This window comes from Actinoplanes octamycinicus, assembly GCF_014205225.1.
GTDB lineage: Bacteria > Actinomycetota > Actinomycetes > Mycobacteriales > Micromonosporaceae > Actinoplanes > Actinoplanes octamycinicus.
This window is the reverse complement of the sequence record NZ_JACHNB010000001.1, coordinates 3,374,272-3,399,233: the sequence shown is the minus strand read 5'-3', so window position 1 is coordinate 3,399,233 and position 24,962 is coordinate 3,374,272. Positions and strand designations below refer to the sequence as shown.

General features: G+C 72.8%; 24 protein-coding genes. 14 read left to right on the top strand and 10 right to left on the bottom strand.

Annotated features, from left to right (window positions below):
- Positions 1–6 precede the first annotated feature (6 nt).
- Positions 7–1,341, top strand: coding sequence for a carboxyl transferase domain-containing protein (locus BJY16_RS15325; protein WP_185040102.1), 1,335 nt, complete (start codon positions 7–9; stop codon positions 1,339–1,341).
- Between the two features lie 437 nt (positions 1,342–1,778).
- Here BJY16_RS15325 and BJY16_RS15320 read toward each other — a convergent pair whose 3' ends face one another.
- Both BJY16_RS15320 and BJY16_RS15315 read right to left on the bottom strand, forming a co-directional pair.
- Positions 1,779–3,521 (bottom strand): glycoside hydrolase family 3 protein, encoded by a 1,743-nt coding sequence (locus tag BJY16_RS15320; protein WP_185040101.1) that lies wholly within the window; start codon positions 3,519–3,521, stop codon positions 1,779–1,781.
- A 90-nt stretch (positions 3,522–3,611) separates the two neighbouring features.
- Positions 3,612–4,103 carry a DUF3145 domain-containing protein gene (locus BJY16_RS15315; protein ID WP_185040100.1) on the bottom strand — a complete coding sequence of 164 codons (492 nt, stop codon included), beginning with the start codon at positions 4,101–4,103 and terminating at the stop codon, positions 3,612–3,614.
- Positions 4,104–4,347: 244 nt separating this feature from the next.
- On the opposite strand from BJY16_RS15315, the gene BJY16_RS47145 reads away from it, so the two are divergent.
- Entirely contained in the window at positions 4,348–4,674 is a 327-nt protein-coding gene (locus BJY16_RS47145; protein WP_185040099.1) for a hypothetical protein, read from the top strand.
- 190 nt (positions 4,675–4,864) lie between these two features.
- Here BJY16_RS47145 and BJY16_RS15305 read toward each other — a convergent pair whose 3' ends face one another.
- On the bottom strand, positions 4,865–5,473 hold the full coding sequence (locus BJY16_RS15305; protein ID WP_185040098.1) for a carbonic anhydrase: 609 nt from the start codon (positions 5,471–5,473) through the stop codon (positions 4,865–4,867).
- A 169-nt stretch (positions 5,474–5,642) separates the two neighbouring features.
- Between BJY16_RS15305 and BJY16_RS15300 the strand changes: the two genes are divergently transcribed.
- The 5 genes from BJY16_RS15300 (at position 5,643) to surE (ending at position 11,195) form a co-directional block, all read left to right on the top strand.
- Positions 5,643–6,605 carry an alpha/beta fold hydrolase gene (locus tag BJY16_RS15300; protein WP_185040097.1) on the top strand — a complete coding sequence of 321 codons (963 nt, stop codon included), beginning with the start codon at positions 5,643–5,645 and terminating at the stop codon, positions 6,603–6,605.
- A 155-nt stretch (positions 6,606–6,760) separates the two neighbouring features.
- Positions 6,761–8,884: a HelD family protein gene (locus tag BJY16_RS15295; RefSeq protein ID WP_185040096.1), complete on the top strand. Its 2,124-nt coding sequence runs from the start codon at positions 6,761–6,763 to the stop codon at positions 8,882–8,884.
- A 135-nt stretch (positions 8,885–9,019) separates the two neighbouring features.
- Positions 9,020–9,328: a hypothetical protein gene (locus BJY16_RS15290; RefSeq protein ID WP_239176512.1), complete on the top strand. Its 309-nt coding sequence runs from the start codon at positions 9,020–9,022 to the stop codon at positions 9,326–9,328.
- A 65-nt stretch (positions 9,329–9,393) separates the two neighbouring features.
- Complete coding sequence (locus BJY16_RS15285) at positions 9,394–10,332, top strand: PfkB family carbohydrate kinase (protein ID WP_239176510.1); 939 nt, start codon at positions 9,394–9,396, stop codon at positions 10,330–10,332.
- On the top strand, positions 10,332–11,195 hold the full coding sequence (gene surE, locus BJY16_RS15280; RefSeq protein WP_185040094.1) for a 5'/3'-nucleotidase SurE: 864 nt from the start codon (positions 10,332–10,334) through the stop codon (positions 11,193–11,195). Before BJY16_RS15285 ends, surE begins: the two co-directional genes overlap by 1 nt.
- A gap of 510 nt (positions 11,196–11,705) precedes the next feature.
- On the opposite strand, the gene BJY16_RS15275 is transcribed toward surE, so the two are convergent.
- A complete protein-coding gene (locus BJY16_RS15275) occupies positions 11,706–12,056 on the bottom strand; it encodes an STAS domain-containing protein (RefSeq protein WP_185040093.1) in 351 nt (116 codons plus the stop codon).
- A 293-nt stretch (positions 12,057–12,349) separates the two neighbouring features.
- Between BJY16_RS15275 and BJY16_RS15270 the strand changes: the two genes are divergently transcribed.
- The 4 genes from BJY16_RS15270 to BJY16_RS15255 all read left to right on the top strand — a co-directional run bounded on the left by BJY16_RS15270 (position 12,350) and on the right by BJY16_RS15255 (position 16,268).
- Positions 12,350–12,763 carry a hypothetical protein gene (locus BJY16_RS15270; protein WP_185040092.1) on the top strand — a complete coding sequence of 138 codons (414 nt, stop codon included), beginning with the start codon at positions 12,350–12,352 and terminating at the stop codon, positions 12,761–12,763.
- A 276-nt stretch (positions 12,764–13,039) separates the two neighbouring features.
- Entirely contained in the window at positions 13,040–14,488 is a 1,449-nt protein-coding gene (locus BJY16_RS15265; RefSeq protein WP_185040091.1) for a serine/threonine-protein kinase, read from the top strand.
- Positions 14,489–14,524: 36 nt separating this feature from the next.
- Positions 14,525–15,385, top strand: a complete 861-nt coding sequence (locus tag BJY16_RS15260) for a MerR family transcriptional regulator (protein ID WP_185040090.1) — start codon at positions 14,525–14,527, stop codon at positions 15,383–15,385.
- A gap of 82 nt (positions 15,386–15,467) precedes the next feature.
- Positions 15,468–16,268 (top strand): hypothetical protein, encoded by an 801-nt coding sequence (locus BJY16_RS15255; protein WP_275408030.1) that lies wholly within the window; start codon positions 15,468–15,470, stop codon positions 16,266–16,268.
- Positions 16,269–16,275: 7 nt separating this feature from the next.
- On the opposite strand, the gene BJY16_RS15250 is transcribed toward BJY16_RS15255, so the two are convergent.
- The gene (locus tag BJY16_RS15250) at positions 16,276–18,069 is read right to left on the bottom strand and encodes a bifunctional metallophosphatase/5'-nucleotidase (RefSeq protein WP_185040089.1); all 1,794 of its coding nucleotides are present in this window, start codon (positions 18,067–18,069) and stop codon (positions 16,276–16,278) included.
- A gap of 122 nt (positions 18,070–18,191) precedes the next feature.
- A complete protein-coding gene (argS, locus tag BJY16_RS15245; protein WP_185040088.1) occupies positions 18,192–19,835 on the bottom strand; it encodes an arginine--tRNA ligase in 1,644 nt (547 codons plus the stop codon).
- 195 nt (positions 19,836–20,030) lie between these two features.
- Between argS and BJY16_RS15240 the strand changes: the two genes are divergently transcribed.
- Both BJY16_RS15240 and BJY16_RS15235 read left to right on the top strand, forming a co-directional pair.
- Entirely contained in the window at positions 20,031–20,483 is a 453-nt protein-coding gene (locus BJY16_RS15240; protein WP_185040087.1) for a protein-tyrosine phosphatase family protein, read from the top strand.
- A 9-nt stretch (positions 20,484–20,492) separates the two neighbouring features.
- Entirely contained in the window at positions 20,493–21,323 is an 831-nt protein-coding gene (locus tag BJY16_RS15235) for a hypothetical protein (RefSeq protein ID WP_185040086.1), read from the top strand.
- On the opposite strand, the gene BJY16_RS15230 is transcribed toward BJY16_RS15235, so the two are convergent.
- From BJY16_RS15230 to BJY16_RS15215, 4 genes are all read right to left on the bottom strand, one after another.
- Positions 21,316–21,675: a hypothetical protein gene (locus tag BJY16_RS15230; protein WP_185040085.1), complete on the bottom strand. Its 360-nt coding sequence runs from the start codon at positions 21,673–21,675 to the stop codon at positions 21,316–21,318. The genes BJY16_RS15235 and BJY16_RS15230 overlap by 8 nt on opposite strands.
- The gene (locus tag BJY16_RS15225; RefSeq protein ID WP_185040084.1) at positions 21,672–22,874 is read right to left on the bottom strand and encodes an extracellular solute-binding protein; all 1,203 of its coding nucleotides are present in this window, start codon (positions 22,872–22,874) and stop codon (positions 21,672–21,674) included. The genes BJY16_RS15230 and BJY16_RS15225 overlap by 4 nt, the downstream gene beginning before the upstream one ends.
- Positions 22,875–22,957: 83 nt before the next feature.
- Positions 22,958–23,806 (bottom strand): GDSL-type esterase/lipase family protein, encoded by an 849-nt coding sequence (locus tag BJY16_RS15220; RefSeq protein ID WP_239176508.1) that lies wholly within the window; start codon positions 23,804–23,806, stop codon positions 22,958–22,960.
- A 34-nt stretch (positions 23,807–23,840) separates the two neighbouring features.
- Positions 23,841–24,146 (bottom strand): hypothetical protein, encoded by a 306-nt coding sequence (locus BJY16_RS15215; protein WP_185040082.1) that lies wholly within the window; start codon positions 24,144–24,146, stop codon positions 23,841–23,843.
- Positions 24,147–24,306: 160 nt separating this feature from the next.
- On the opposite strand from BJY16_RS15215, the gene BJY16_RS15210 reads away from it, so the two are divergent.
- Positions 24,307–24,951: a hypothetical protein gene (locus tag BJY16_RS15210; protein WP_185040081.1), complete on the top strand. Its 645-nt coding sequence runs from the start codon at positions 24,307–24,309 to the stop codon at positions 24,949–24,951.
- The last annotated feature ends 11 nt before the right edge of the window (positions 24,952–24,962 follow it).

The following is a 24,962-nucleotide window of genomic DNA, read 5'->3' as shown; positions in this document are numbered from 1 at the left end:
GACGCCGTGCCCTTCACCCCCGGAGGGACAGATTCGGCCACCGATCGGCGCGATCCCGAGCTGAGGCTGCGAACCCTCTTCGACCGCGGCACCCTGCGCCTGCTCGCCCTCCGGGACGAGTCGGGCGTGCTGCCCGCCCGTGGCACGGTCGACGGCACCCCTGCCGTCGCCTTCGCCACCGACGCCACCCGGATGGGCGGCGCGATCGGCGTGGCGGGGTGCCGGCGGGTCGTCGAGGCGATCGACGTCGCGGTGCGGGAGCGGGTCCCGGTGACCGGACTCTGGCACTCCGGTGGGGCACGGCTCGCCGAGGGCGTGGGCTCGCTGGACTCGGCCGGGCAGGTCTTCGCCGCGATGGTGCGGGCCTCCGGCCGGATCCCGCAGATCTCGGTGGTGCTCGGGCCGGCCGCGGGCAGCGCGGCGTACAGCCCCGCGCTCACCGACCTGGTGATCATGAGCCGGGGCGGCCGGCTGGTCCCGTCCGGCACCGCCACCTCGTTCGCGGACGTGACCACCGAGGACGAGCCGGCCGCGCTGGCCGAGGCCCGCCGCCTGATCCGGCTGCTGGGCCACCAGGGCCGGCTGTCGCCGTCCGACGTCCGGCCCGGCGGCACGGTCGGGCGTCCGCTCGACTCCTTCATCCAAGAGCATCATTACGACGTACGGCCATTGATCCGCGCCCTGCTCGACGAGCCCGGCCTGGAGTCCCACCCGCGCTGGGCGCCGAACGTGGTGACCACCCTGGGCCGCCTCGCCGGCCGCACGGTCGGCGTGGTGGCCAGCAACCCGGAGCACCTCAACGGCTGCCTGGACGCGGCCGCCGCCGAGAAGGCCGCCCGGTTCGTCCGGATGTGCGACGCCCTGGCGGTCCCCCTGCTGGTCCTCGTCGACACCCCCGGCTACCTGCCCGACCGGGAACCGGACGCGGTGGTCCGCCGCGGCGCCCAGCTGCTGCACGCCTTCGCCGCCGCGGTGGTGCCCCGGGTGACCCTGGTGACCCGGCGCGCCTACGGCGGCGGCTACCTGGCGATGAACTCCCGCGCCCTCGGCGCCTCCACGGTCTTCGCCTGGCCGGCCGCCGAAGTGGCCGTCCTGGACCCGGGCGCCGCCGTGCACGTGCTGCACCGCCGGGAACTGGCCGCCGCCGAGCCGGCCGCCCGCGACGCGCTGCGCGAACGGCTGATCCGCGCCCAGGTCGAGGCCACCGGCGGCGTCCAGCCGGCTCTGGAGGCGGGCGTGGTGGACGCGGTCATCCAGCCGGACGAGACGCGCCGCCGGATCGCCGAGGCCCTGGCCGACGCCCCGCCGGCCCGCGGCGCCCACGGCAACATCCCCCTGTAGCGCGGATCGGCCGTCAGCGGCGCCCTTTCCCGGGTGGCGGTTCCTCCGGAGTGCCCGGTGGACGGTGGCCACGGCGGGTCCGTGACCTCGCCGGCCGAGCCGGGACCGCGCCGCGGACTGGCCGGCGTCGCGGTGCGCCGAGCGGGCCCGCACGACACGCGCCGCGGTCCGGCCGACGTCGCGGTGCGCCGGGCGGACCCGCACGACACGCGCCGCGGTCGGGAGCGGGCCGGGCCTCGCGGGCCGGTTGCCACTGAGCTGCCGGTCGTACCGAAAAGAAAGAGCCGCGAGCATGCGGGCGGCATCGCGGCAGCGCGCACGGTGTCCCGGCTGGCTCTCAGGGGTGCCTCAAGCCCTCTGAGGCACCCCTGAGAGCCAGCCGGGAACGGGAGCCGCGGCCGGGACCAGCGGCGGGCGCCGCGGCTGGGGACGGACTTCTACTTCGCGCAGGCGCTCCGCGGCAGCCCGGCCACCGCGATCGGCGACTTCCCCGGCGCCGTGGTCTTGCCGGCGATCACCGCCGCCAGCGCGGTCAGCGACAGCTTGCTGGACGAGTAGGTCGCCACCAGCGTCGGCGACTTGGCATAGGCGAGCAGCCCGGGCAGGTCCATCATCACCGTCACGGCCGCGTCCGGGGACAGGTCGACCGGCTTGTCGCCGTAACCGACCAGGCGGATCTCGGCGCCGCCGGCCGCCTGCACCTGGACCCCGGCGGCCTGCAGCGCGTGCACCAGGTTGACCCGGGCCACCTCGCGCGACGACGGCGCGGTCACCCGGACCGGGCCGTTGACCAGCGGTCCGGCGCACTTGCCGCGGAGCACCGTGATCGAGGCCGCGTCCAGCGCGGAGACCGCCTGCTGGTGCGGGGCGGAGCCGAGCACGGACAGGTCGGGCTGCGGGGTGGCCGCGGTGCGGAACTTCAGGGTGAGGATCCGGGTGACCGCCTCGACCAGCCGCTCCCGCTTGAGCGAGCCGCTCTTCAGCCCGGACACGATGCCGTCCCGGGCGGCGCCGATGTCCGGCGGCATGAGCAGCATGTCGTTGCCCGCGTTGAGGGCGCGGACGGCGGCCTCGCCGGCCGGCCACTTCTTCGCCGGCTCCATGTTCATCGCGTCGGTGATCGCCACCCCGGTGAACTTCAGCTGGCCGCGCAGCACGTCCGTCATGATCTTGTGGGAGAAGGTGGCCGCGGTGCCCTTGTCCACCGCCTGCAGGTTGAGGTGGCCGGACATCACCACGCCGGCGCCGGCCTGCACCCCGGCCTGGAACGGCGGCAGGTCCTGCGCCTTCCAGGCGGCCAGGTTCTGCTTGATCACCGGCAGCTCGTCGTGGCTGTCCCCGGTGGTGTGCCCGTGCCCGGGGAAGTGCTTGAGCGCGGCCGCCACCCCGGCCGCCTGCATCCCGCGGACGGCCGCGGCCACCTGGTTGGCGTTCGCCTGGGCGTCCGTCCCGTAGGACCGGGAGCCGATCACCGAGCTGCCGGCCGTGCCGAGCGTGTCGGCGACCGGGGCGAAGTCGACGGTGATCCCCATCGCGGCCAGCTCCCGGCCGGCCGCGTGCCAGGCCGCCTCGGTCAGCTCGGGCTTGCCGGCCGCGCCGATCGCCAGCGCGGACGGGAGCGCGGTGACGCCGTCGGTGACCCGGGTCACGATGCCGTACTCCTGGTCGGTGCCGATCATCAGCGGGGCGCCGGCCGGCAGCTGGCGGGCGGCCGCCTGCAGGCCGTCGGTGAGCGCCCGGACCTGTTTCGGGTTCTCCACGTTCGACGTGGGGTTGGTCTTGCCGGTCGGGTCGTTCTGCGTGAAGGAGACCAGGATCAGCCCGCCCAGCCGGTACTTCGCGATCATCTGGGCCGGAGTGTCCACCCCGGCCAGGGACCGGTTGCCGGCCGCCGACCCGGCGTCCACCTGGGTGGCCGACCCGCCGTATGCGTACGGCATCAGCACCTGCCCGGCCAGGTCCTCGTCGCTGAGCGTGGCCACCGTCGCCGCCGCCCGGGCCGCCGGGTCCGCCGGTGGCGCCGACGCCGACTCGGAGATCGGGGTGGGCGCCGCGGCGCTCAGCGGAGCGGCGCTCGGCGGCGGGGTCGCCGGCGTGCCGGCATCGTCGCCGCAGGCTCCGGCGAGCAGCAGCAGCGGGGCGACAAATACGACACGGGACAGCTTTTTCACATCATCCATCGAATCAGGTCGCGGAAACCGGCGTGCGCCGACCCGGCCGAGAAGTCAGCCGGCCCGAGCGAGAAAGTCCGCCGGCCCCGGGCGCGAAGGTCAGCCGACCCGGGTGAGGAGGGTGACCGGGGCACCGTCGCCGGCGTACCGATACGGCTCCAGCTCCGCGTCCCAGGCGGTGCCGAGCGCCTTCTCCAGGGCGTGCGTCAGCGCCTCGGGAGCCCGGGCCGAGGCCATGATGGCCCGCAGCCGGTCCTCGCCGATCTGGATGTCGCCCGAGGCGCCCATCGTGCCGTGGAACAGCCCCCGGCCCGGGACGTGCATGAACCGCTCGCCGTCGAGCCCGGGACTCGGTTCCTCGGTCACCTCGAAACGGATCATGGGCCACTGCCGGAGGGCAGCAGCCAGCTCGGCGCCAGTTCCCGCACGTCCGGTCCAGCTGCACTCGGCTCGGCGCATGCTGGGATCGACCGGCTGCACGGTCCATTGGAGATTGACCGGCGCGGTCAGGACGCGCGCTATGGCCCACTCGACGTGCTGGCACACGGCGAGCGGGGATGAGTGGACGTATACGACGCCACACGTTGGCACGGTGACCTCCCGGAGACCGAGGTGCGTCTTCCCCTACGACCTCGACCGCGGTTGATCGTGTCCCATGATGCCGGTTGGTACGGATGGTGCGCCAGAGAATCCGCAACATCGACTATGGGAGCTGCCGTAGTGGCATATCGGGTCCAACGCTCGTACCTGCTCCGACGGTGCGGTTCACCAGGCGTCGTGTAGAGTTGCCACGGCCTTTTTTCTCTGCTGAAGCATTTTCTCAAGGAGTACCGCCGTGGCGAGCAACACCTCAAAGACCGCCCGCGCATCAGTCCGCGCCGGCCAGGGCACCGGTGGCGCCCTCAGCGTGCTCGGTGAGTACAAGTACCTCATCCCGCTCGCCAACGGCCGCTTCGCGTACGTGCGCAACCTGACCAACGGCAAGACCACGCACCTGAACACCTCCTCGGACGCGTTCGTCGAGGAGATCCGCGTGCTGGCCGCGGCCGGCCACGGCGCCAAGATCCGCGCCGAGCTGGGCGCGCTGCACGCCGCCAACCCGGAGCACGGCTGGGCCTCCGCCGAGCAGCGGCTCGTCGACGCCGGCGTCTTCGAGGGCTGATCAGCCCGCAGGCACGGAAAAGCACCTCCCGGCAGTTCCGCCGGGAGGTGCTTTTTCACGTTTGGCGAAGATCAGCTCAAACCAGAAGACCGGCCGCAAACCGCGAAGATCAACTCAAATCCGGAGACCGGCCCGGCCCCGAGGATCAGGACCGGACCGGTTCCCGGTACGCGATGAGCGCCGCGACCGCTCAGTCGAGGAACTCGACCCAGCCGCTGTCCAGGTCGTAGATCGCGCCGACCACCCGGAGCCGGCCCTCGGCGATCCCGGCGGCCAGGCCGGGGGTCTCGCGCAGCCGCTCGACGGTGCGGATCACGTGCGCCCGGATCGCCACCTCGGGGGCCGCCGGGTCGTCCAGGTCGACCCCGTCGACCGCCGGGGCGATCTCGTCGACCAGGTAGCCGACGTCGCCGCCCGGCCGGTCGCCGGACCGCACCGCGCCCACCGTGGCGGTCACCGCGCCGCACCGCTTGTGCCCGACCACCAGGGCGAGCGAGACGCCGAGCGCGTCGACCGCGAACTCCACCGAGCCGAGCACCGACCGGTCCAGCACGTGCGCGCCGGAGCGGGCCACGCAGATCGCGCCGAACGGCTGGTCGAAGACCGCCTCGAGCGGGACCCGGGAGTCGATGCAGCCGAGCACGACCGAGTGCGGCTGCTGACCACCGGCCGTCGCGGCGGCCTGGGTGACGTTGTGCCCGTACTGCGGCTTCCCGTACACGAACCGTTTGTTGCCGGTGATCAGCTCACCCAGGGCCGTGGCGGGGGTGAGGGCCTGCGCGGTGTGGATGCCTGTCATGCCGTCGATTCTCGCTGCCCGGACGGCTGGGGAAAGTATTTGGGAGGCAGCTCACGGTCACCGGAGGTCGTTCGGCCCTACCCGGAGAGACAGTGGTCGTTCGGGCGAATCGCGAGTGATGATTACTACCCGTGGGTACGACGGGGGCGTGACACACGCGGAGGTGCCCATGTCGGAGCGAACCGAGATCCTGCTGGCCGATGGCGTGCGGCTGTACGCCGAGGTCACCGGCCCGGCCGACGCCCCGGTGACCGTGGTGCTGCTGCACGGCTGGTGCTTGGATCGGCGCACGTGGCGGCACCAGGTGAGCGCCCTCTGCGGCCAAGACGGCGGCGCGGGCGGGCTGGGCCGGCGCGCGCCCCGGGTGATCGCCTACGACACGCGGGGGCACGGGCGTTCCTCGGCCACCCGGCGCCACGCGGCCACTCTGGACCAGCTCGGCGACGACCTGGCCGAGGTGCTGCGCCGGCTGGCTCCGAGCGGCCCGGTGGTGCTCGCCGGCCACTCGATGGGCGGCATGACGATCATGGAGTACGCGCACCGTCACCCGGACGAGTTCGCCTCCCGGGTGGCCGGCCTGCTGCTGGTCTCCACCACCGCCGAGGGCCACACCCACACCCGGTACGGCCTGCCGCCCACCCTGGCCGGCGTGCTGCGGGCCGGTGAGACGCTCGGCGCCGGCCTGCTGGCCCGCTCCGGCGCCTGGCGCCCGCACCGGGCGGTGCTGCCCGCGCTGGCCCCGGCGCTGCGCTGGCTGCTCTTCGGCGACCGGTGCGCCGAGGACGACCTCGGCCTGACCCTGCGCAGCGTGGGCCGGGCGTCGCTGCGCTCGATCGGCGGGTTCCGCACCTCGATCGGCGCCCAGCAGCGGCTGGACACCCTGGCCACGGTCGGCGAGGTGCCGGCCGCGGTGCTGGTCGGCGACCGGGACCGGCTCACCCCGCCGGCCTGCGCCGAGTCGATCGCCGGCGCGCTGCCGTGCGCGGAGTTGACCGTCTGCCCCGGCGCCGGCCACATGCTGCCGCTGGAGCGCCCGGACGAGGTCTCCGCCGCGCTGCTGACCATCGTCCGCCGGGTGAACCGCAGCACCCGCAAGGCGCAGCGCCCCGCGCACCTGCGCAAGGCCGCTTAGCCGGAACATCCCCGAGCCTCCGGTCGTTTCTGTAAGGCTCGAACGATGCGGCGAACACCAGGCCGCTTCGACGCGCGTTGCCGGGCAGGAGTAAGTTCGATTGCCCCCTTCGCGTGAGCGCGCTGGTGGTGCGCACGAAAGGGAGAACGACCGACTTGAGCGACGCCACCGTCCTGCAACAGGAGATCGCGGTCGAGCAGCAGCACGTGGACCGGGTCTACGCCCGGCTCGCCGAGCTGCGCCAGGACGCGTCCCGCGCCGAGAAGGAGGGCTATCAGCTCGCCGGGGTGGGGACCTTCGGCGCGCTGGTCGAGCGCGACGCGATGGTGTACCACGCGGCCCGGCGCCGGCACGCGCTGGACACCGAGTACGAGGGCCTGGTCTTCGGCCGGCTCGACCTGAAGACCGGCGCCACCCACTACGTGGGCCGGATGGGCATCCGCGACGACAGCTCGAAACCGCTGGTCGTCGACTGGCGGGCGCCCGCCGCCGCGGCGTTCTACCAGGCCACCCCGGCCGAGCCGCTGGGCGTGGTGCGGCGCCGGATGATCCAGTCCAGCCGGGAGCGGGTCACCGGGATCGAGGACGACCTGCTCGACCCGGAGTCGGCCCCGCCCGGCATGCGGGTGGTCGGCGACGGCGCGCTGCTGGCCAGCCTGGCCAAGGCGACCGGCCGCGGGATGCGCGACATCGTCGCCACCATCCAGCGCGAGCAGGACGAGGCGATCCGCTCCCCCGCCTCCGGGGTGACCATCGTCACCGGCGGCCCGGGCACCGGCAAGACCGCGGTGGCCCTGCACCGCGCCGCCTACCTGCTCTACTCGGACCGCAGCCGGTTCGCCGGCGGCGGCATCCTGGTGGTCGGCCCGTCCGGCGTCTTCGTGGAGTACATCGCCACCGTGCTGCCCTCGCTCGGCGAGGAGACCGCCACGCTGCGCTCGCTCGGCTCGCTGGTGCCGGGTCACGACGCGACCCGGGTGGACGCCGGCGAGGTGGCCGCGATCAAGGGCTCGCTGCGGATGCGCCGGGTGCTGGAGCGGGCCTCGCACGACGCGGTCCCGGGCGGCCCGGCCGAGCTGCGCCTGCTCTACCGCGGCACGCTGCTCCGGCTCGGCACCCCGGAGCTGGACCAGATCCGGCGCAAGGTGCTGCAGCGCGGCGCCCGGCGCAACGAGGTGCGCGGCCAGGGCTTCGACCGGATCTTCGACGCGCTCTGGGCGCAGGCCCGCGAGCAGAAGGTGACCGGCCTGCCGGAGAAACGCGAGTTCGAGGCCGAGCTGGCCGACCGCGCCGACTTCCGGGAGTTCCTCAAGGCGTGGTGGCCCCGGTTCACCCCGATGCGGGTGCTGCGCTGGCTGGCCGACCCGAAACGGCTCCGGTCGTACGCCAATGGGCTGCTGTCCCGTGAGGAGATCGCGGTCCTGCAGGGCTCGTTCGACGGGCTCGCCGAGCACGGCCCGACGATCGCCGACGTGGCGCTGCTGGACGAGCTGGACGAGCTGATGGGCCGCCCGCGGCAGCCGCAGCGCAAGACCAAGAACCCGTTCCACGTGCGGGACGGGATCCAGGAGGTCAGCACGTTCGCCGACCGGCAGGCCGCGCAGCGCGCCCAGCAGGTGCAGCGCGAGGAGGACTACCGGGACTACGCGCACGTGGTGGTCGACGAGTCGCAGGACGTCTCGCCGATGCAGTGGCGGATGATCGGCCGCCGCGGGCAGTACGCGTCCTGGACCATCGTCGGCGACCCGGCGCAGACCGCCTGGTCCGGCGACCCGGCCGAGCTGGACCGGGCCCGGGAGCGGGCGCTCGGCTCGCGCAAGCGGAACAGCTACGCGCTGACCACCAACTACCGCAACTCGTCGGAGATCTTCGCGGTCGCCGCCGGGGTGATCCGGGCGATCCTGCCCGACCTGCCGCTGCCCCGCGCGGTCCGGTCCACCGGCGTCGACCCGGTGGACGTGGTCGCCGAGCGGGCGGCGCTGCCCGCCGCGGTCCGCGAGCTGACCGAGAAACAGCTGGCCGACGTGGACGGGACGATCGGCGTGATCGCCCCGGTGCCGCGCCGCGACGAGGTGGCCGGCTGGGTCGCCGGCCTGCCGGAGCGGGTCCAGGTGGTCACCGCGCTGGAGGCCAAGGGCATGGAGTACGACGCGGTGGTGCTGGTCGAGCCGGGCGAGATCGCGATCGACCGGGCCGGCGTGCGCACCCTCTACGTCGCGCTGTCCCGGGCCACCCAGCGGCTCACCACGGTCGGCACCGATCCGGGCTGGCACCCCTAGGCACCCTTTCGGTACGGCCGGCGCGCTCCGGCCGTACCGGAAACGGGTGAACCTGGACCGGCGGCTGCCTCGCGCGGACCGGATCCCGCGCCCCGGGGTATGGCGATCATCACATTGATCGCGCACGATCACCTCATGAGCAATGTGCAACACCAGCCGCGAGTGGCCTGGGACGGCGCCCGGGCCTTCGTGCGGGCCGCCGGTCGGCCCGGGTTCGCCGCGTTCAGCCTGCGGGTCCGCGACCTGCTCGGCCCGGAGATCCAGCAGCAGCTGATCGTCACCCGGGACTACCTGATCGCCTCCGGCATCTGGGACGACGGTGACCGGTACCCGATGGACGTGGAGGCCGGCAAGTGGCGGTGGCGGCTGCAGGACCTGCTCCAGAACCGGCCCGACCTGGCCGGGGCGGTGGTGGATCTGACCGCCGCGAGCTTCGAGTTGTAGAACGTCGCTTCTGTTCTTTTTGCGAACCGCCACGCCGGATGCGCGAAAAGATGAGAATGCGAGACATGAGTGACGGGCGGGTCATGGTCTTCGCGCCGGCCCCACAGCTGACGGTGACCATCGAGCAACACCATGACGAGCCCGAATTGCACGTGCACCCGGGTGGCCAGGGCATCTGGCAGACCCGCATGATCACGTCGCTGGGCGCCGAGGTGACGCTCTGCACGGCGGCCGGCGGCGAGGTGGGCCGGGTGCTGGCTCCGCTGATGGCCGAGCTGCACGGGGTGACCATCCGGCTGGTGGCGCGCGAGCACGGCAGCGGGTGGTACGTGCACGACCGGCGCAGCGGCAGCCGCCAGGAGATCGCCGAGCGGCCCGGCGTCCCGCTCTCCCGGCACGAGCTGGACGAGCTCTACAACCTGACGCTCGCCGAGGGCCTGCGGGCCGGCATCGCGATCCTCAGCGGCCCGGCGCACCCCTCGGTGATCAAGCCGGAGGTCTACGGCCGGCTCGCCGCCGACCTGCGCGCCAACGGCTGCCGGGTGATCGCCGACCTGTGCGGGCGCTACCTGGAGTCGGTGCTGGAGGCCGGCCTCAACGTCGTCAAGATCAGTCACGAGGAGCTGATCAAGGACGGGCTGGCCGCCGACGGCTCCACCCGGGAGCTGATGTCCGCGCTCGTGAAGATCAACACCGACGGCGCCGAGGCGGTCCTGGTGTCCCGCGCCGACGAGGGCGCCCTGGCCCTGATCGACGACGAGATCTACACGGTCAGCCTGCCCCGGCTGACCGCCGCCGAGCACCGCGGCGCCGGTGACTCGATGACCGCCGGGGTGGCCGCCACCCTGGCCCGCGGCGGCTCGATGACCGACGCGGTCCGCACCGGCGCGGCCGCCGGCGCCCTCAACGTCACCCGGCACGGCCTCGGCACCGGGCACGTCGACGCCGTCCGGGTGCTGACCGACCGAGTCCGGCTGACCCCGATCAAGAAGGCATCCGCATAATGACCGCGAATCCGGGCAACCATCGCCACTTGAGGATCCTGATCACCAACGACGACGGCATCGAGGCGCCCGGCATCCGCTGGCTGGCCCGGGCGTTCGCGCACGCGGAACACGACGTGGTGGTCGCCGCTCCGCTCAGCGAGTCCAGCGGCAGCAGCGCGTCGATGACCGCGGTGGTCCAGGAGGGCAAGATCGTCTCCGAGCCGCGCGAGCTGGCCGGCGCGAAGAACATCCCGGCCTACGGGGTGGCCGCCTCCCCCGCCTACATCGTCCTGCTCGCCCTCCGCGAGGCCTTCGGGCCGCCGCCGGACCTGGTCGTCTCCGGCATCAACCGGGGCGCCAACGCGGGCGCCGCGGTGGTCCACTCCGGCACCGTGGGCGCCACCCTGACCGCCTCGCACGCCGGGCTCCGCGGCCTGGCCGTCTCGCTCGACGTGCTCACCCCGGCGCAGGCCACCGCGGCCAGCGGCGGCGCCGCGATCGACGCGATCCACAAGGCCGACGAGGAGAAGCACCACTGGGCCAGCGCCGCCGAACTGGCGGTCCGGCTGCTCCCGTCGCTGCTGCACACCCCGCCCGGCACGGTGTTCAACCTGAACGTCCCGGACCTGCACGTGGACGGCATCCGGGGCCTCAAGCAGGCCGCCCTGGCCCGGTTCGGCCAGGTGCAGATGAGCATCGCCGAGGCGGGCGACGGCTACGTGCGGACCGCGGTCCAGGCCGCCGAGGAGGAACTCGACCCGGGCACCGATCTGGCCGCCCTGGCCGACAACTTCGCGGTGGTCACCCCGCTCCGCGCCCCGCACGAGGACGAGGACATCAAGATCAATGTCGGTGCCATCCGCGTCCAGACCGCCTATTGACCGCACGCGGGTCCTGCCTCGTCACGGACGCCGGCCACTGACCCGCCGCGCCCCGCTGATCCACCCCGCCCTCGCTCCGACCGCCCGCCCACTCTCCCGAGCGCCCCGGCCAAGCAAGATCAAATTCAAGGGCTTCCGGTACGCGTTCGCTGTGGTGCGGATCGCATGCTAAGTAGCGCGGGCCGGGCCCGGCGATCTGGCCGCCGCAAGACGCCGCCGGTGACGAGGCAACTGGCTCTCCGACGCCGGTGGGGTTTGCCGGTGGCGGGGAACCGGCTGCCTCGTCACCGGTTACCAGGCGTTTTGCCGCGGAGCGAAGCGGAGCCAGCCAACGCAGCGTCCAGAGCGATCGCCGCGCCCTTCACTATCCGCGGATGGTTCCGGAAACCCCGTGGGTCCCGGGAGCGCGGCGCCTCGGCACCGTGCTTTTCATCACCCGGTGACGGGCACTGCTTTTCATCACCCGGTGACGGGCACCGCACGAACTCCGGAGAGGGCGCGGCGGGGTGGTCAGGCGCCGGAGAGGGCGGCGTCGTCCTGGTGGGGCTGCGGGTTGCCGAAGAGGCCGAGCAGCCCGGTGACCCAGAGCTGCTTGTGGGCGAACCGGCTGGGGTGGGTGACCACGACCTTGACCCCGCTCACCCCGGCCAGCTGGAAGGCGGCCACGAGCGCGCTGATGCCCACCGAGTCGATGAAGGTCACGTGCTGCATGTTGAGCTCGATGCGGGCCGGGGATCTGTCGGCCAGCTGGGCCGCCACGGCCTCGCGGATCTCGTACGCGTTCTCGACGTCGATCTCGCCGCGCGGCGAGACCTCGACGGCGCCGTCAGCGAGCGTCGACGTCGTTATCGACAGCGTCACGCCTCTTCCCTCCACCCGCCCGGGCCGTCCCGGGCGTTGTTCCTCTATCCGTGGTCGTCACGAACAGCCCTGGCGAGCAGGGCGGATGGACTACCCCCGGAAGGTTCGGTGAAACTGACCGAAAGGTTAGGCCCCGAACCTGTTAGACACCTGAGTGGCCCGTGTGAGCGTGGTCAAGAGTACTGCGGGGCGTCAAATCGTTTTCGAAACGTGATGCCGTCCATACCGGACGTTTGCCGTGACCCACATCCGGGCACGGTTGTCGTGAAGGCCTAGCGCAGGAGGAACCGACGATGTTCGCGACCAGGAAGAACCGGACTGAACGGACCGCCGCGGAGGCGTGGAACTACCTGTCGACAGCCATGGCCACCGCCGGGGAGACCGGCAAGGAAGCCGCCGCCAAGGTCGACAAGAAGAGCCGGCGGGTGGCTCGCAAGGCCAGCAAGAAGGGCTCCTACCTGGCAGAACGCGCCGGCGGCGCGGCCGACGAGGCGTGGGTCCGGGCGAACGCGGCGGCTGCCGCGCTGGCCGGGCGCAAGCCGGGCCGCCCGTGGGGCCTGATCGCCGGAATCGGTCTGCTCGGCCTGGCGGCCGGCTGGGCCGCGGCCTCCACCGCGCGCGCCGCGATCGAGCGCCAGGCGGAGAACGAGCAGTTGGAGCTGGCCGAGACGGCGGTGGTGGTGACCCCGACGTACGACCAGAAGTGACCGTACGGACGAGCTGAATCGCGGGGGTATGGCGGCCGGGTCCGGCCGCCGTACCCTTTCGCTTGCCCGGGGTGCGGACGCTCAGCTCACCCGCTTCCGGGCCGATCAGGGCCCGTGACGACGGTGTTCGGCGGCACTTCCGGCAGGCCCGCTGATCTCCCGTTGATCGGCCGGGCTCTGTACAGTTGAGCGGCACTGCGTTCGATCAAAGAAACCTCGGAAGTCGATCAGCACTCGTCAAGCGGCCCGGCCGCCCGATCAGAAAAGGTCCACCTGGTGCTCAGTGCGGGACATCTCCTGGACAACCGCTACCGGTTGGACGAACGGATCGCGACCGGTGGGATGGGCGACGTGTGGCGCGGCACCGACGTGGTGCTCGGCCGCGTCGTCGCGGTGAAGGTGCTGCGCACCACACTGCTCGACGACCCGGAGTTCGCCGCCCGGTTCTACGGCGAGGCCCGGATGATGGCCGCCTTCCGGCACCCGGGTGTGGTCGAGGTCTACGACTACGCCGAGGAGGGCGACGCCGGCGGCCGCGAGACGGTGGCCTACCTGGTGATGGCGTTCGTCGAGGGCGAGCCGCTGTCCAACCGGGTCAAGCAGGGCCCGCTCCCGGTCAGCGAGACGCTGTCGATCGTGGCGCAGGCCGCCGAGGCGCTGCACGCCGCGCACGAGGCCGGCATCGTGCACCGGGACGTGAAACCCGGCAACCTGATCGTGAAACCGACCGGCGCGGTGATCCTGGTGGACTTCGGCGTCGCCCGGTCCAACTCGATGACCAGCATGACCGGGGTCAACTCGATCGTCGGCACCGCGCTCTACATGGCCCCCGAGCAGGTCGCCAAGGGCAACCTGACGCCGGGCACCGACGTCTACGCGCTGGGCGCGGTGGCCTACCACTGCATCGCCGGCCGGCCGCCGTTCGACGGGGACAACGCGCTGCAGGTGGCGCTGCGTCACCTGGAGGACGAGCCGGATCCGCTGCCCGAGCACGTGCCGCCCGCGGTCCGCGAGCTGATCGCCCGGGCGATGGCCAAGCAGCCGTCCGACCGGTTCGCCAGCGCGGCCGAGTTCGCCGAGGCGGCCTACGAGGCGGTCGGCGCCCCGCAGGACTGGAAGAGGCTGACCGGCACCTCGCTGATCCGCCCGACCAGTGGCGCGCCGGCCACCGCGCCGATCAGCCCGGCGCTGCCCACCCAGCCGGTCCCCCGCCCGCGGATGTCGCCGGCCCCGCCCCCGATGCCCGCGCCCGACGTGGTCCCGGTGGCGCCGCGTGCCCAGCGCAGCCTGATGATCGCGGTGATCGCCCTCTTCGTGCTGGCCGGTGGCCTGGGCGTGGCGTGGGCGCTGAGCGATCCGAAAAACCCCGCTGACGCCAGCCCGGGCGGTGGCGCCTCGGCCACCACCAGCACGGTCGAGCAGACCGACGATCCGGCGGATGTCGAGAGCGAGGCGCCCCAGCAGGTGGAGAACACGCCGCGCCGGACCACGCCCACCAAGCGGACCAGGGCTCCGCAGGCCAGCGCCTCGGCGTCGGCCTCGCCGTCGGCGCCCAGCTCGGCGCCGACCACCACTCCGACGGAGACCGAGCCGACCACCAAGCCGACCACCAAGCCGACCGACGACCCGACCAAGGACCCGACGACTCAGCCGACCGCCACCTCGACCACCACGGCGCCGGGCACCGGGACCGGGACCGGCGGCGGGACCGGCAGCGGTTCTTGACCCTCCCCCTGTGTCAGGCGGGACGGTGGAGCGACCATGTTGAGTATCGGAGACTTCGCCGGCCTGGGCCGGGTGTCGGTGCGCATGCTGCGCCACTACGACGCCATCGGCCTGCTCCGTCCCGCCCACGTCGACTCGCACAGCGGTTACCGCTTCTACACCGCGGAGCAGCTGCTGCGGCTCAACCGGATCCTCGCGCTGAAGGACCTCGGGTTCAGCCTGCAGCAGGTGCAGGTGCTGATCGAGGAGAAGCTGGATCCCGGTGAGCTGCGCGGGATGCTGCGGCTGCGGCGGGCCGAGCTGGCCACCCAGGTGGAGCGGGACAGCGCCCGCCTGGCCCTGGTCGACGCACGTCTCCGGATGATCGAGACGGAGGGCCACATGAACACCGGTGACATCGTCCTGAAGCAGGTCCCGGCGGTCCGGGTGGCGGAGCTGTCCGCCACCGCCCTGGGGTACGACCATCCCACGTCGATCACCGAGAACCTGTCCCCGCTCTACCCCCGCCTGATGGAGCTGATGGAGCAGGCCGGGATCGCGATGACCGGTTCACCGATCGCGTACTACCGGCCGGCGCCGACCGGCCCGGAGGACGAGACGATCACCGTGCACGCGGCCTTCCCGATCGGCGACGCCGAGGTGGGCGAGGCGGGCTTCGACGTGGTGACGCTCCCGCCGATCGAGGCGGCCACCGCGGTGCACGAGGGCGCGATGGCCGAGGCGTTCCGCACCGGCGGGCGGATCGCCGCCTGGATCGAGGACAACGGGTTCCGGCCGGTCCCGCCCGGCTACGCCCGCGAGGTGTACCTGCACTGCCCGCCCGGCTGCTTCGACGAGTGGCTGACCGAGATGCAGGTGCCGCTGGACAACACCGGAACTGCAACCGGGGAGAACTAATCCTCAACTGGGTCGCGGCCCGGCCGATGAACTCGGGTGGCACGGAAATGCACCCGAGCCGCTACCGGGAAGGGCCGCCACCATGACGACCGTCGAGACACACCAGACTCCGTATGAGCCGGGCGCGTACTCCATGGCGCCGCCGTGGGCGGCCCACACAGCCGAGACGGAAGTCATGGCGCCGTGGGCCGGCCACCCGGCCGAGACGGAAGTCATGGCGCCGTGGGCCGGCCACCCGGCCGGGACGGAAGTCGGGCCACCGTGGGCGGGGCACCCGGTCCCGGCCGAGGCTGCGATGCCGCCGGCGGACAGCGGCGCGGCGGCGGAGACCGCCGAGTTCGGGCCGCTGCCGTTCGGCGGCACGGTCCCACCCTACGGTTCGCCCGGCAACAAGCACGGCCAGCTGCTGGTCCGCTTCCCGCACGAGGTGCTGGGCGCGGCCCGCCCGGAGGCGCCGTCCTGGCGTCCGGTGGTGGCCTGGACGTTCTTCTTCAGCGCGCTGGGCGTGATCTCGGCGATGCGCCGGGCCGGCAAGGCGCACGCGTACGGCCGGAACCGCCTCCCCTACTACGTGGCCTTCCTGGCCACCCTGGCCGGCGGGGCGGCCTTCTGGTCGGCGCTGGCGTTCAACGTGGTGCTGCCGTTGCAGCAGCAGCACGTCGAGTCCCGGGCGACCGAGGCGGTGCAGAGCAAGGTGCTCGGCGACGGCCGGGTGGAGGCGGCGGTCGGCACCGAGGTGAAGTCCGGCGGCTGTGTGCCGGCCGGGTCCCGCGGCGCCGACGGCCTGCGTGCCTACGACTGCACGTTCCAGCTGGCCGACGGCCGGTCCGCCACGATGACCATCATGGCGGACCTGCGCGGCAACTGGGAGACGACGAAGTAGCCGCCGGTCAGAACGTGACCGGCACGCCCGCGCGGACGAGCTGCCAGTTCCGGACGAAGAAGTCGGCCGGGTTGATCTCACCCTTGGCCTGCGCCCACTCGATCAGGAGCTGGCGGATCTCCTTCTGCTCGTTGTAGACCTGGGTCTTCACGATGCCCGGGAACGCGCCACCGCCGGACCGGCGGTAGTTGTTCACCGCGACCACGAACTGCGCGTCGGCGGCCACGTCCACCCCGCCGATCTGCAGCCGGGTGATCCGGCTGCCGACCGGCTTGCTGATGTCGATGTCGTACTCCACGCCGGAGAAGACGTCGTAGTTGTAGTCCGGCACCGCGGTGTCGTTGATCGTGGCCGGGTCGATCGGGTCGCCGGGGGCGAACGTCTTGAAGTACTTCGCCGAGTACTCCAGGTAGGCGCGCACCTCGGCACCGGTCAGCACGACCGCTTCCAGGGTGTTGTCGTAGATGTAGAGCCCCGCGACGTCCTTGATCTTGACGTCGCCCTTCGGGAACACCGCGGTCCGGCTGAACGGGGCGGCGATCGAGAGGACCGGCAGGCTCGCGTACGACGTGCCGGCCAGCGCCCGGGTCACCTCGTCGGTCTGCACCTTGTTGATGTAGTCCAGGATCGGGGTGTCCTGGTAGCGCGAGGTGGCCGCGGAGAGCTCCTCGGTCGAGGCGGCGACCACCTGGTTGACGTACGCCACGGTCTTGTCGTGCTGGCTCTTCACCGCCGCGAGGACCTTGGGGTCGGCCGCCACCGTGTTGGTGTTCAGGGTGGCCGACGCCTTGGTGGTGACCTTCCACCGGCCGTGCTCGCGGACCAGCGTGAAGTCCATCTTGGTGAGCCGCTGGCCCCACTTCGACGGCTCGGAGAGCAGCACCTGCGCGCCGGTCCTGGCGTTGGTGACGAACCGCTGGGCGACCTCGTTGTGCGCGTGCCCGAACAGGATCGCGTCGATCCCCGGGACCTGCTCGGCGATCAGCGCGGACGGGTTCTCGTTGGGCAGCTCGGCGCCGTAGCTGGAGGTGCCGCTGTCGCCGCCGTGCGCGGACAGGATGATCACGTCGGCGCCGCGGGCCCGCATGATCGGCACCCACTTGGCGGCGGTCTCCACCATGCCGAGGAACTTCAGCTTGCCCTCGACGTTGCCCTTGTCCCAGATCGCCACGCCCGGGTTGGTCAGGCCGAGGATGCCGACCCGCAGGGTGGGCGCGTGCTTACCGAGCGAGACCTTCTTGATCACGTACGGCGTGAAGGCCGGCCGGCCGGTCCTGGCGTTGACCGCGTTGGCCGCCAGGGCCGGGAAGCCGAGCTGCCGGATCCACAGGTTCAGCAGCGGCAGGCCGTAGTTGAACTCGTGGTTGCCGAGCGTGATCGCGTCGTAGTGCAGCACGTTCATGGCCCTGGCCATCGGGTGCTTCTCGCCGGTCGTGGTGATCGGCTCCTGCTTGGCGTAGTAGGTCGCCAGCGGGGTGCCCTGGATCGTGTCACCGGCGTCGAGCACCAGGGTGGCGCCGGTCGCCTCGGCGCGCAGCTTGGTGACCAGGGCGGCCAGCTTGGCGACCCCGACGTCGTTGTGCGCGGAGTCGTCGTACTCGGCGTCCTTGTAGTAGTCCCAGTTGTAGACGTTGCCGTGGGTGTCCGACGTGCCCAGCACGGTCAGGTGGAACGTCTCCGGGCCCTTCGGGCCGCCCTTGCCGTGGGCCTCGGCCCCGGCCGGGAAGGCGAGCGGTGCCGCGGCCGCAGCCGCCGAGGCGGCCAGCACGCTGCGCCGCGATACGCCGTTGGGAAGCGTCATTGCGAACCTCTCGCATCAGGATGTGGTTGCGCGCGCCTCGTGGGCGCGGCAGACAGAGGAACCCTAACGGGGGATCAGGCGATCGGTCGATCAACGGAAGGTTGCGCGACCGTCAAGATTGCTCAAATCTGCTCCGGACCCTCGATACCCAGCAGAAACATTCCGGTGTGGAGGGTCCGCGCGGTCAGCTCGGTCAGCCCGAGCCGGCTCGCCAGCACCGCGTCCGCCGACCGCAGCACCGGGCACTTCTCGTAGAAGCCGGAGAAGACCGCGGCCAGCTCGTGCAGGTACCCGGCGAGCCGGTGCGGCTCGGCGAACCGGGCCGCCGCCGTCACCGCCGCCTCGAAGCCGAGCAGGGTCAGGGCGAGATCCCGCTCGGCCGGCTCGGCCGGCACGATCTCGCCGGGCGCGGTCGCCGCCTTCCGCAGGATCGACCGGGCCCGGGCGTGCATCATCTGCAGATAGGGACCGGTGTTCCCGGTCATCGCGAGCATCCGGTCCCAGTCGAAGACGTAGTCGCCCCGCCGGTCGCCGGAGAGGTCGGCGTACTTGATCGCGCCGATCCCGACGGCCGGCGCCGACGCCCGGCTGACCGCCTCGTCGAGCACCGCGGCCAGCTTGACCGTGTCGCCGGCCCGGGTCTTCAGCATCTTGCCGTCCGGGCCCAGGATCGAGCCGAACCCGATGTGCTCGGCGACCACCCCGTCCGGCAGCCAGCCGGCCTCCCGGGCCACCGCGAAGACCATCGCGAAGTGCGTCCGCTGCGGGGCGCCGACCACGTAGAGCAGCCGGTCCGCGGCCAGCGTCGCGACCCGGTGCCGGAGCGCGGCCAGATCGGTGGCGGCGTAACCGAACCCGCCGTCCGCCTTCCGCACGATCAGCGGCAGCGGCTCGCCGTCCCGGCCGGTGAACCCGGCCGGGAACGCGCACAGCGCGCCGTCGCTCTCCGCCAGCAGCCCCCGGGCCTGCAACTCGGCCACCAGCACCGGAAGGTCGTCCTGGTACCGGCTCTCCCCGGCGAAGTCGTCCGGGCCGAGGGTCACCCCGAGCCGGTCGTAGACGTCCAGGAAGTAGACCTCGGACTGGGCGACCAGTTTCCGCCACAGCTCCCGGGAGAGCGGATCGCCGGACTGCAGCGCCACCACCCGCAGCCGGGCCCGGGTCCGGAAGTCCTCGTCGGCGTCGAACGTGGCCCGGGCATCCTGATAGAAAGCGGTCAGGTCCCGGATCGAGTGATCGGCCGCGCCACCCCGGTCGACGAGGTGCTCGACCAGCATCCCGAAAGGCGTGCCCCAGTCACCCAGGTGGTTCACCCGGATCACGTCGTGCCCCAGCCAGTCCAGCGTCCGGGCCAGGGCGTCGCCGATGATGGTCGACCGCAGGTGGCCGACGTGCATCTCCTTGGCCACGTTCGGGCCGGAGTAGTCGACCACGATCCGCTCCGGCGCCGCGACGGCCGGCACGCCGAGCCGGGGATCCGCGGCGGTGGCCCGCAACGCCTCGGCGAGCAGGCTGTCGGAAACGGTCAGGTTGAGGAAGCCGGGACCGGACACCTCGATCGTGGCGAGCCCGTCCAGGCCGGCCTTCCCGGCCACCTCGGCGGCGATCTCCCGGGGCGGCCGGCCCAGCTCCCGGGCCAGCGCCAGCGGCGCCCCGGACTGGAAGTCGGCGTGCGGCGAGGACCGCACGGCCGGATCGACGGGATGCCCGGCCACCGCGTCCAGCGCGGGTGCCAGCCGGTCGTGCAGCAGAGATTCAAGATTCACGATCAACCCCATGTCTTCGTACGGACGAAGCGGGTCGACCAGCGACGCGAACAGTCACCGGCGGGATCGACCCGCCGGCGGAGTGCACAGATCAGCGGCGGCCCGGGGGACGCCGGCGTCGCGCGCTGAACTGACTGTGCATGCCGCGACTATAGCGGCCCGGGACGGATCCCGTGGCCGGGTAGTGTTCCGGCGATGAACGGGGATGCCGGGTGGGAGAAGGACGGCGCCGGGGTGCTGCGGCTGCCGTCCGGCAAGCTGATCCGCGGCCGTGGCCTGCGCGATCCCATGCCGTCCGGGCACCCGCCGCACTTCGGGGTCTACCTGCTGGGCGCCCCGCCGCCCGAGTTCGGCTGGACGGCGCGCTGGGTGCGCTGGCGAGACTTCTGGCTGCCCGCGGACCCGGCGTACACCAAATCGGTCTTGCTCGAAGCCCTGGCCCGAGCGGACCGGGAGCGGGTGGAGATCGCCTGTTTCGGCGGCCACGGGCGGACCGGGACCGCGCTGGCCTGCCTCGCCGTGCTGGACGGCGTGCCCGCCCGGGAGGCGGTCGGCTACGTCCGCGAGCACTACCACCGGCGGGCCGTGGAGACGCCGTGGCAGCGGCGCTTCGTCGCCCGCTTCGACCGTGTCGGACCGCTGCCTTAGGGTGCCGGCATGTCGATTCTGGCGACCGACCTGCGGCACACCGGGCAGCGCACCGGGCACCGGGTGGTGCGCTGGGTCGCGGTGGCCTCCGTGGCGTTCGTCGTCGCGGCCGCGCTGGCCTCGGCCGGCGCCTGGCTCGGGTGGCGCGACGCCCGTCCGCTGCCGGACGACCAGCGGGCCCGGGAGATCGTCGCCGAGGTGCTGCCCGGCGCGCCGGCCGGCCCGATCGACCGGTGGGACGCGATCTTCGGCGACCGATCGCCGGACTGGGAGACGCGGCTGCTGACCGACGATGAGTACGACGGCGGGTCGGTCCTGGTCCCGGCCCCGGTGCCGGACCTCGTGGCGGTCCGCGCCACCCTGGAGCGGACCGGCTGGCGGGTGCTGCCGCACTCCGGGACCGAGCGGCTCTCCGAGATGGAGACGGTGGAGTTCGTGACCGCCCGCCGCGCCGGCGTGGAGCTGGCCGTCTTCCGGGACGGCTGGACCGGCGACCAGGGCGTCGTCCTCCAGCGGCCGGAGCCGGCCCTGGTCCGCCCGCTGGCGCTGGCCGGCGGCGTGGCCGGCCTGCTGCTCGGCGGCTGGCTGGCGCTGCGGTTCACCGCCCGGCACGTCGGCCGCCGCCGGTGGAACGCGCCGGCCTGGGCCGGTGGCGCGCTGCTGGCCCTGCCCTCGCTGGCGGCGGTGAGCGCGTTGCTCGATCCGGCGGCGGCGATCCCGCCGGACGTGCCGGGCGCGCCCTGGGAGGGCTACGTGATCTTCAAGCTGCTGACCGTTCTCGGTCTGCTCGCCTGGGGAGGTGCCGTGGTCCTGCGCCTGCGGCACCGGGCGGTCAGCTAGGCGGCGGCCGGTCGGCGTCGGCCGGCTTCGCGCGGGCGGCCTTGGCGTCCACGGTGGACTTGTAGGAGAGGTAGGTCAGGAAGGCGGACACCCCGCCGAGCAGGGCGGCGATGACGCTGGCCAGCTGGTCGGCGAGGTTCGGCCCGAGACTGGCCATGCCGGCGACGGCCAGGGCGAGCAGCACCAGCAGCCCGAGGGCGATCGTCTGGGCGCGCCGGTCGGCGAGCGTGCCGGCCGGGCGGGCCGGGCGGCGGCGCCCGGCCACCAGCCAGACCACCGTCTCGACCAGGATGATCCCCGCGGTCACGAAGACCGGGACGAGCCAGGCCTGCAGGCCGGTGCCGTCGGTCATTTCAGCGCCTCCTGGATCTGTTCCACGAAGGTCTCGGTCAGCTCGGCGTCGGGCCGGCGCAGGTAGTCGTAGGTGTGCTGGCGGACCACCCGGGAGAAGTCGGCGTACCCCTCGTTCATCGGTCTCGGGTGGGCGCCCTCCACCGCGGAGCGCACCTTCTCCAGGTGCGGCATCGCGGCCTTCACCTCGGCGTCGTTGTAGGCCTCCTGCCCGGTCGGCGCGAACCCGTAGGTGGCCAGCAGTTTCTGGGCCGGCATGCCGGTCAGGAACTGGATCACCGCCTCGGCCTCCTCGCGATGCGCGGTGTCCCCGGCCACCGCGAGGCTCTGCCCGCCGAGGATGCCGATCGGCAGCCGGCCGATCCGGACCGCCGCGGTGTCCGGTTTCGCCCGCTCCTCCCGGTCGATCCGCGGGTACCAGACCGGCCAGTTGCGCATGTAGCGCAGGGTGCGGTCCTGGAACGCGTCGTTGGTGTTCTCCTCGCCGCTGACCGCCACGATCCGCTTGCCGAGCATCGCCTCCTTGAGCGGCGCCAGCGCGTCCTGCCACTGGCCCAGGCTGGTGGAGACCACACCCTTGTCGTCGAGGATCCGCGAGTCCTGGGCGAGCGCCTGCTCCAGCACATTGATCACGAACGCCTCGTCGGTGGTGGACGCCTCGCTGGCCAGCTGACCGGCGAGCGGCCCGGCCAGCTCGCCGGTGGCGGCGATCACCTGGTCCAGGGCCGGCTCCGGGTCGGCTACGGTCTTGTCCCGGATCCGGCGGAAGAGCATGCCCACGTCGGTGTTGAACGGGACCGCCCAGAGCTGGGCCGACCCGTCCCCGACCTGGCTGGCCCGCTGGACCGGGGCGAGCAGGGTGAGCCCCTCGGGCCGGTCGATCGGCGCGATCCGGCCCCGGGCGGAGAACCGCGGGATGTGGATGATGTCCAGGTTGTAGATGTCCGCCTTGGTGCTGACGAACTTGTCGTACTGGTCGGCAGTCGAGCTGTTCACCTCGACCACCTCGATCGTCACGTCCGGGTGGAACCTGTTCCACAGGTTGATCAGCAGGTCCCGGGCCCCGGTCGAGTCGGCCCCGGTGACCAGCGTGAGGGTCACCGGGGTGCGACGGGTGAACAGGTAACCGGCAGCGGTGGAGAGCATCCCCGCGGTCAGGACTCCGGCGATGAACGATCGCCGTGAATACAGGTCCGGCATGTGATGCAGGTTACTCGATGTGAGCCCGTCCCTCCGGCCCGTGACACCCGCCCGGCGCCCGTCCGCTGTCCGAGATGGACCGGTCACCAGTCGAAGCGCTCCGGGAAGGTGACCGCGGCCAACTCGTTCTGGCCCTCCAGGCTGGGGTGGAAGTAGTCGAGCGGGCTCACCAGGTCGATGGTGAAGCGCAGGTCGTGCACCCGGCCGTCATCCCAGCGGCACCGGCTGCCGTACGCCTCGCAGGCCGCGCGCAGCTGCTCGTCGTAGGCGTCGATCCGGTCCCGGACCGCGCGCCGCCGGCGGTTGTCGGCGCTCGCCGTCGAAGTCGGGTCGGCCAGCATCGACGGGCAGATCCCGCCGCTGCGCCAGACCCGGACCGCGGCGTCCTCGTCCCGGCCCACCTGCCACAGCCGGTACAGGTCCGGGACGCTGGCGACCAGCACCCGCGCCTTGGGCAGGCCCTTCTTCAGCTTGGCCAGCCCGCGGTCGACCTGGTCGCGGAACGTCGCCACCGGGGTCATGTCGCCGACCCGCCCGGCGCAGGCGTCGTTCGCGCCGATCAGCACGGTCACGTACTGCACCTTGGCGGCCACCGCCCGGGCTGCCTGCCCGGCCAGCGCGTCCGCCTCCGCCCCCGGCTCGGCGAAGTTGTGCACGTGCCCCTCGATCTTGGCGTTCTTGGCGAGGATCCCCTTGTAGTGGCTCTTGATCCCGTTGCCGTCGCCGACCGCCCAGGAGTTCTTGGCGCAGGCCAGGTAGGCCAGGCAGCTGCCCACCCCGGCGGTGATCGAGTCACCCAGCGCCGCCATCGACCCCGGATAACCGGCCGCCGCGCTGGTCGGCGCCTTGGTCCGGGCCTTGGTCGGCTGCGGATCCCCGGCCGCCCCCGCCCCACCCTCACAGGCCAGCGCGAAGACCCCGAGCACCCCCATCACGACAACCTGCCAGCGGCGCGGCCTCATCGGGTCAGCCGGTGTAGGTCAGCGACGCGATGGTGGTGACGGTGATGAGCGCGCCGAGGGACCAGCCGAGGACCACCGCGGGGCGGGCTCGGCGGAAGCGGTTCAGGGGGGCGATCAGGAGGGCGGCCAGGGCGAGAGCGGCCAGGGCCAGGGAGAAGATCATGGCGCCGGGGCCGTCGCCGTTGACCCAGGTGTCGCCCTCCTCCTGGGCGGCGGCGGTCCAGGCGATCAGCAGGAGCGCGGGGAAGGCCAGCATCGTGCGGCCGAAGATGTTCGCGGCGATCACCGGCGGTTTCGCGTCGTCCAGCATCCGCGCAGTCTGACACATCGGCGCCAGCCCGTCGGGAAAAGCAGCCGGCTCGGACGCCTCGATCGACGATCTGAACAGCGCCGGCGCCGGGGTCGGCAGCGCCTTCGACGCGCGAGGGCGGCAGCACGCGTACGCCTACCGGGACGGCCGGTTCACCGAGATGCGCGGCCGGGACGCCGCAGCCGTGGCGATCAACGACGCCGGCGTGGTGGCCGGCGCCCTGGGCGCGGCGCCGGACGAGGTGCCGGCCCGGTGGGCGTCGGTGACCGCCGCCCCGGTGCCGTTGCCGCTGCCGCCGGGTGCGACCCACGGGGTGGTCGAGGGGCTCGACGAGGACGGCACCGTCGTCGGCCGGGTCGGCTCGGAGACCGGCCTGGACAGCGGATACCTGTGGTGGCCGGGCGGCACCGGGCAGGCGATGCGACTGCCCACGGTGGACGGCCGGCGGGCGAGCGCGTTCTGGCCGACCTCGATCAGCAACGGCTGGGTGGCCGGCGACGCGGTCTTCGAGAGCCCGCGGCAGCGGGAGTTCACGCCGATGCGCTACCGGATCACCAGCGGGGCCTACGAGCGCCTGGACGGGCTGTGGCGGGCCGAGCTGATCACGCCGAACGGCTGGGTGGCCGGCGCCGGCGAGGACACTCCCGCGCTGCTCGCCGGGCCGGCGCCGGTCCGGTTGCCGGGACTGGACCGCGAGGCCGCCTCCTACATGCTGACCAGCATCAGCGACGACGGCCGGACGATCAGCGGGTACAGCTCGGGGCCGGACGTCAGCAACGACCCGCTGCTGTGGCGGTGCCGCTGAGAACGAGGACG

Excerpts from the sequence above, each read along its gene's own strand:
- BJY16_RS15235 (WP_185040086.1), top strand. The coding sequence starts at position 20,493 with ATGTCGATTCTGGCGACCGACCTGCGGCACACCGGGCAGCGCACCGGG.
- BJY16_RS15320 (WP_185040101.1), bottom strand. The coding sequence starts at position 3,521 with ATGGATGATGTGAAAAAGCTGTCCCGTGTCGTATTTGTCGCCCCGCTG.
- BJY16_RS15230 (WP_185040085.1), bottom strand. The coding sequence starts at position 21,675 with ATGACCGACGGCACCGGCCTGCAGGCCTGGCTCGTCCCGGTCTTCGTG.
- BJY16_RS15225 (WP_185040084.1), bottom strand. The coding sequence starts at position 22,874 with ATGCCGGACCTGTATTCACGGCGATCGTTCATCGCCGGAGTCCTGACC.
- BJY16_RS15290 (WP_239176512.1), top strand. The coding sequence starts at position 9,020 with ATGAGCAATGTGCAACACCAGCCGCGAGTGGCCTGGGACGGCGCCCGG.
- BJY16_RS15270 (WP_185040092.1), top strand. The coding sequence starts at position 12,350 with ATGTTCGCGACCAGGAAGAACCGGACTGAACGGACCGCCGCGGAGGCG.
- BJY16_RS15305 (WP_185040098.1), bottom strand. The coding sequence starts at position 5,473 with ATGACAGGCATCCACACCGCGCAGGCCCTCACCCCCGCCACGGCCCTG.
- BJY16_RS15210 (WP_185040081.1), top strand. The coding sequence starts at position 24,307 with ATGCGCGGCCGGGACGCCGCAGCCGTGGCGATCAACGACGCCGGCGTG.
- BJY16_RS15250 (WP_185040089.1), bottom strand. The coding sequence starts at position 18,069 with ATGACGCTTCCCAACGGCGTATCGCGGCGCAGCGTGCTGGCCGCCTCG.
- BJY16_RS15255 (WP_275408030.1), top strand. The coding sequence starts at position 15,468 with ATGACGACCGTCGAGACACACCAGACTCCGTATGAGCCGGGCGCGTAC.
- BJY16_RS15260 (WP_185040090.1), top strand. The coding sequence starts at position 14,525 with ATGTTGAGTATCGGAGACTTCGCCGGCCTGGGCCGGGTGTCGGTGCGC.
- BJY16_RS15220 (WP_239176508.1), bottom strand. The coding sequence starts at position 23,806 with ATGGGGGTGCTCGGGGTCTTCGCGCTGGCCTGTGAGGGTGGGGCGGGG.
- BJY16_RS15215 (WP_185040082.1), bottom strand. The coding sequence starts at position 24,146 with ATGCTGGACGACGCGAAACCGCCGGTGATCGCCGCGAACATCTTCGGC.
- surE (WP_185040094.1), top strand. The coding sequence starts at position 10,332 with ATGACCGCGAATCCGGGCAACCATCGCCACTTGAGGATCCTGATCACC.
- BJY16_RS15300 (WP_185040097.1), top strand. The coding sequence starts at position 5,643 with ATGTCGGAGCGAACCGAGATCCTGCTGGCCGATGGCGTGCGGCTGTAC.
- BJY16_RS15240 (WP_185040087.1), top strand. The coding sequence starts at position 20,031 with ATGAACGGGGATGCCGGGTGGGAGAAGGACGGCGCCGGGGTGCTGCGG.
- BJY16_RS15285 (WP_239176510.1), top strand. The coding sequence starts at position 9,394 with ATGAGTGACGGGCGGGTCATGGTCTTCGCGCCGGCCCCACAGCTGACG.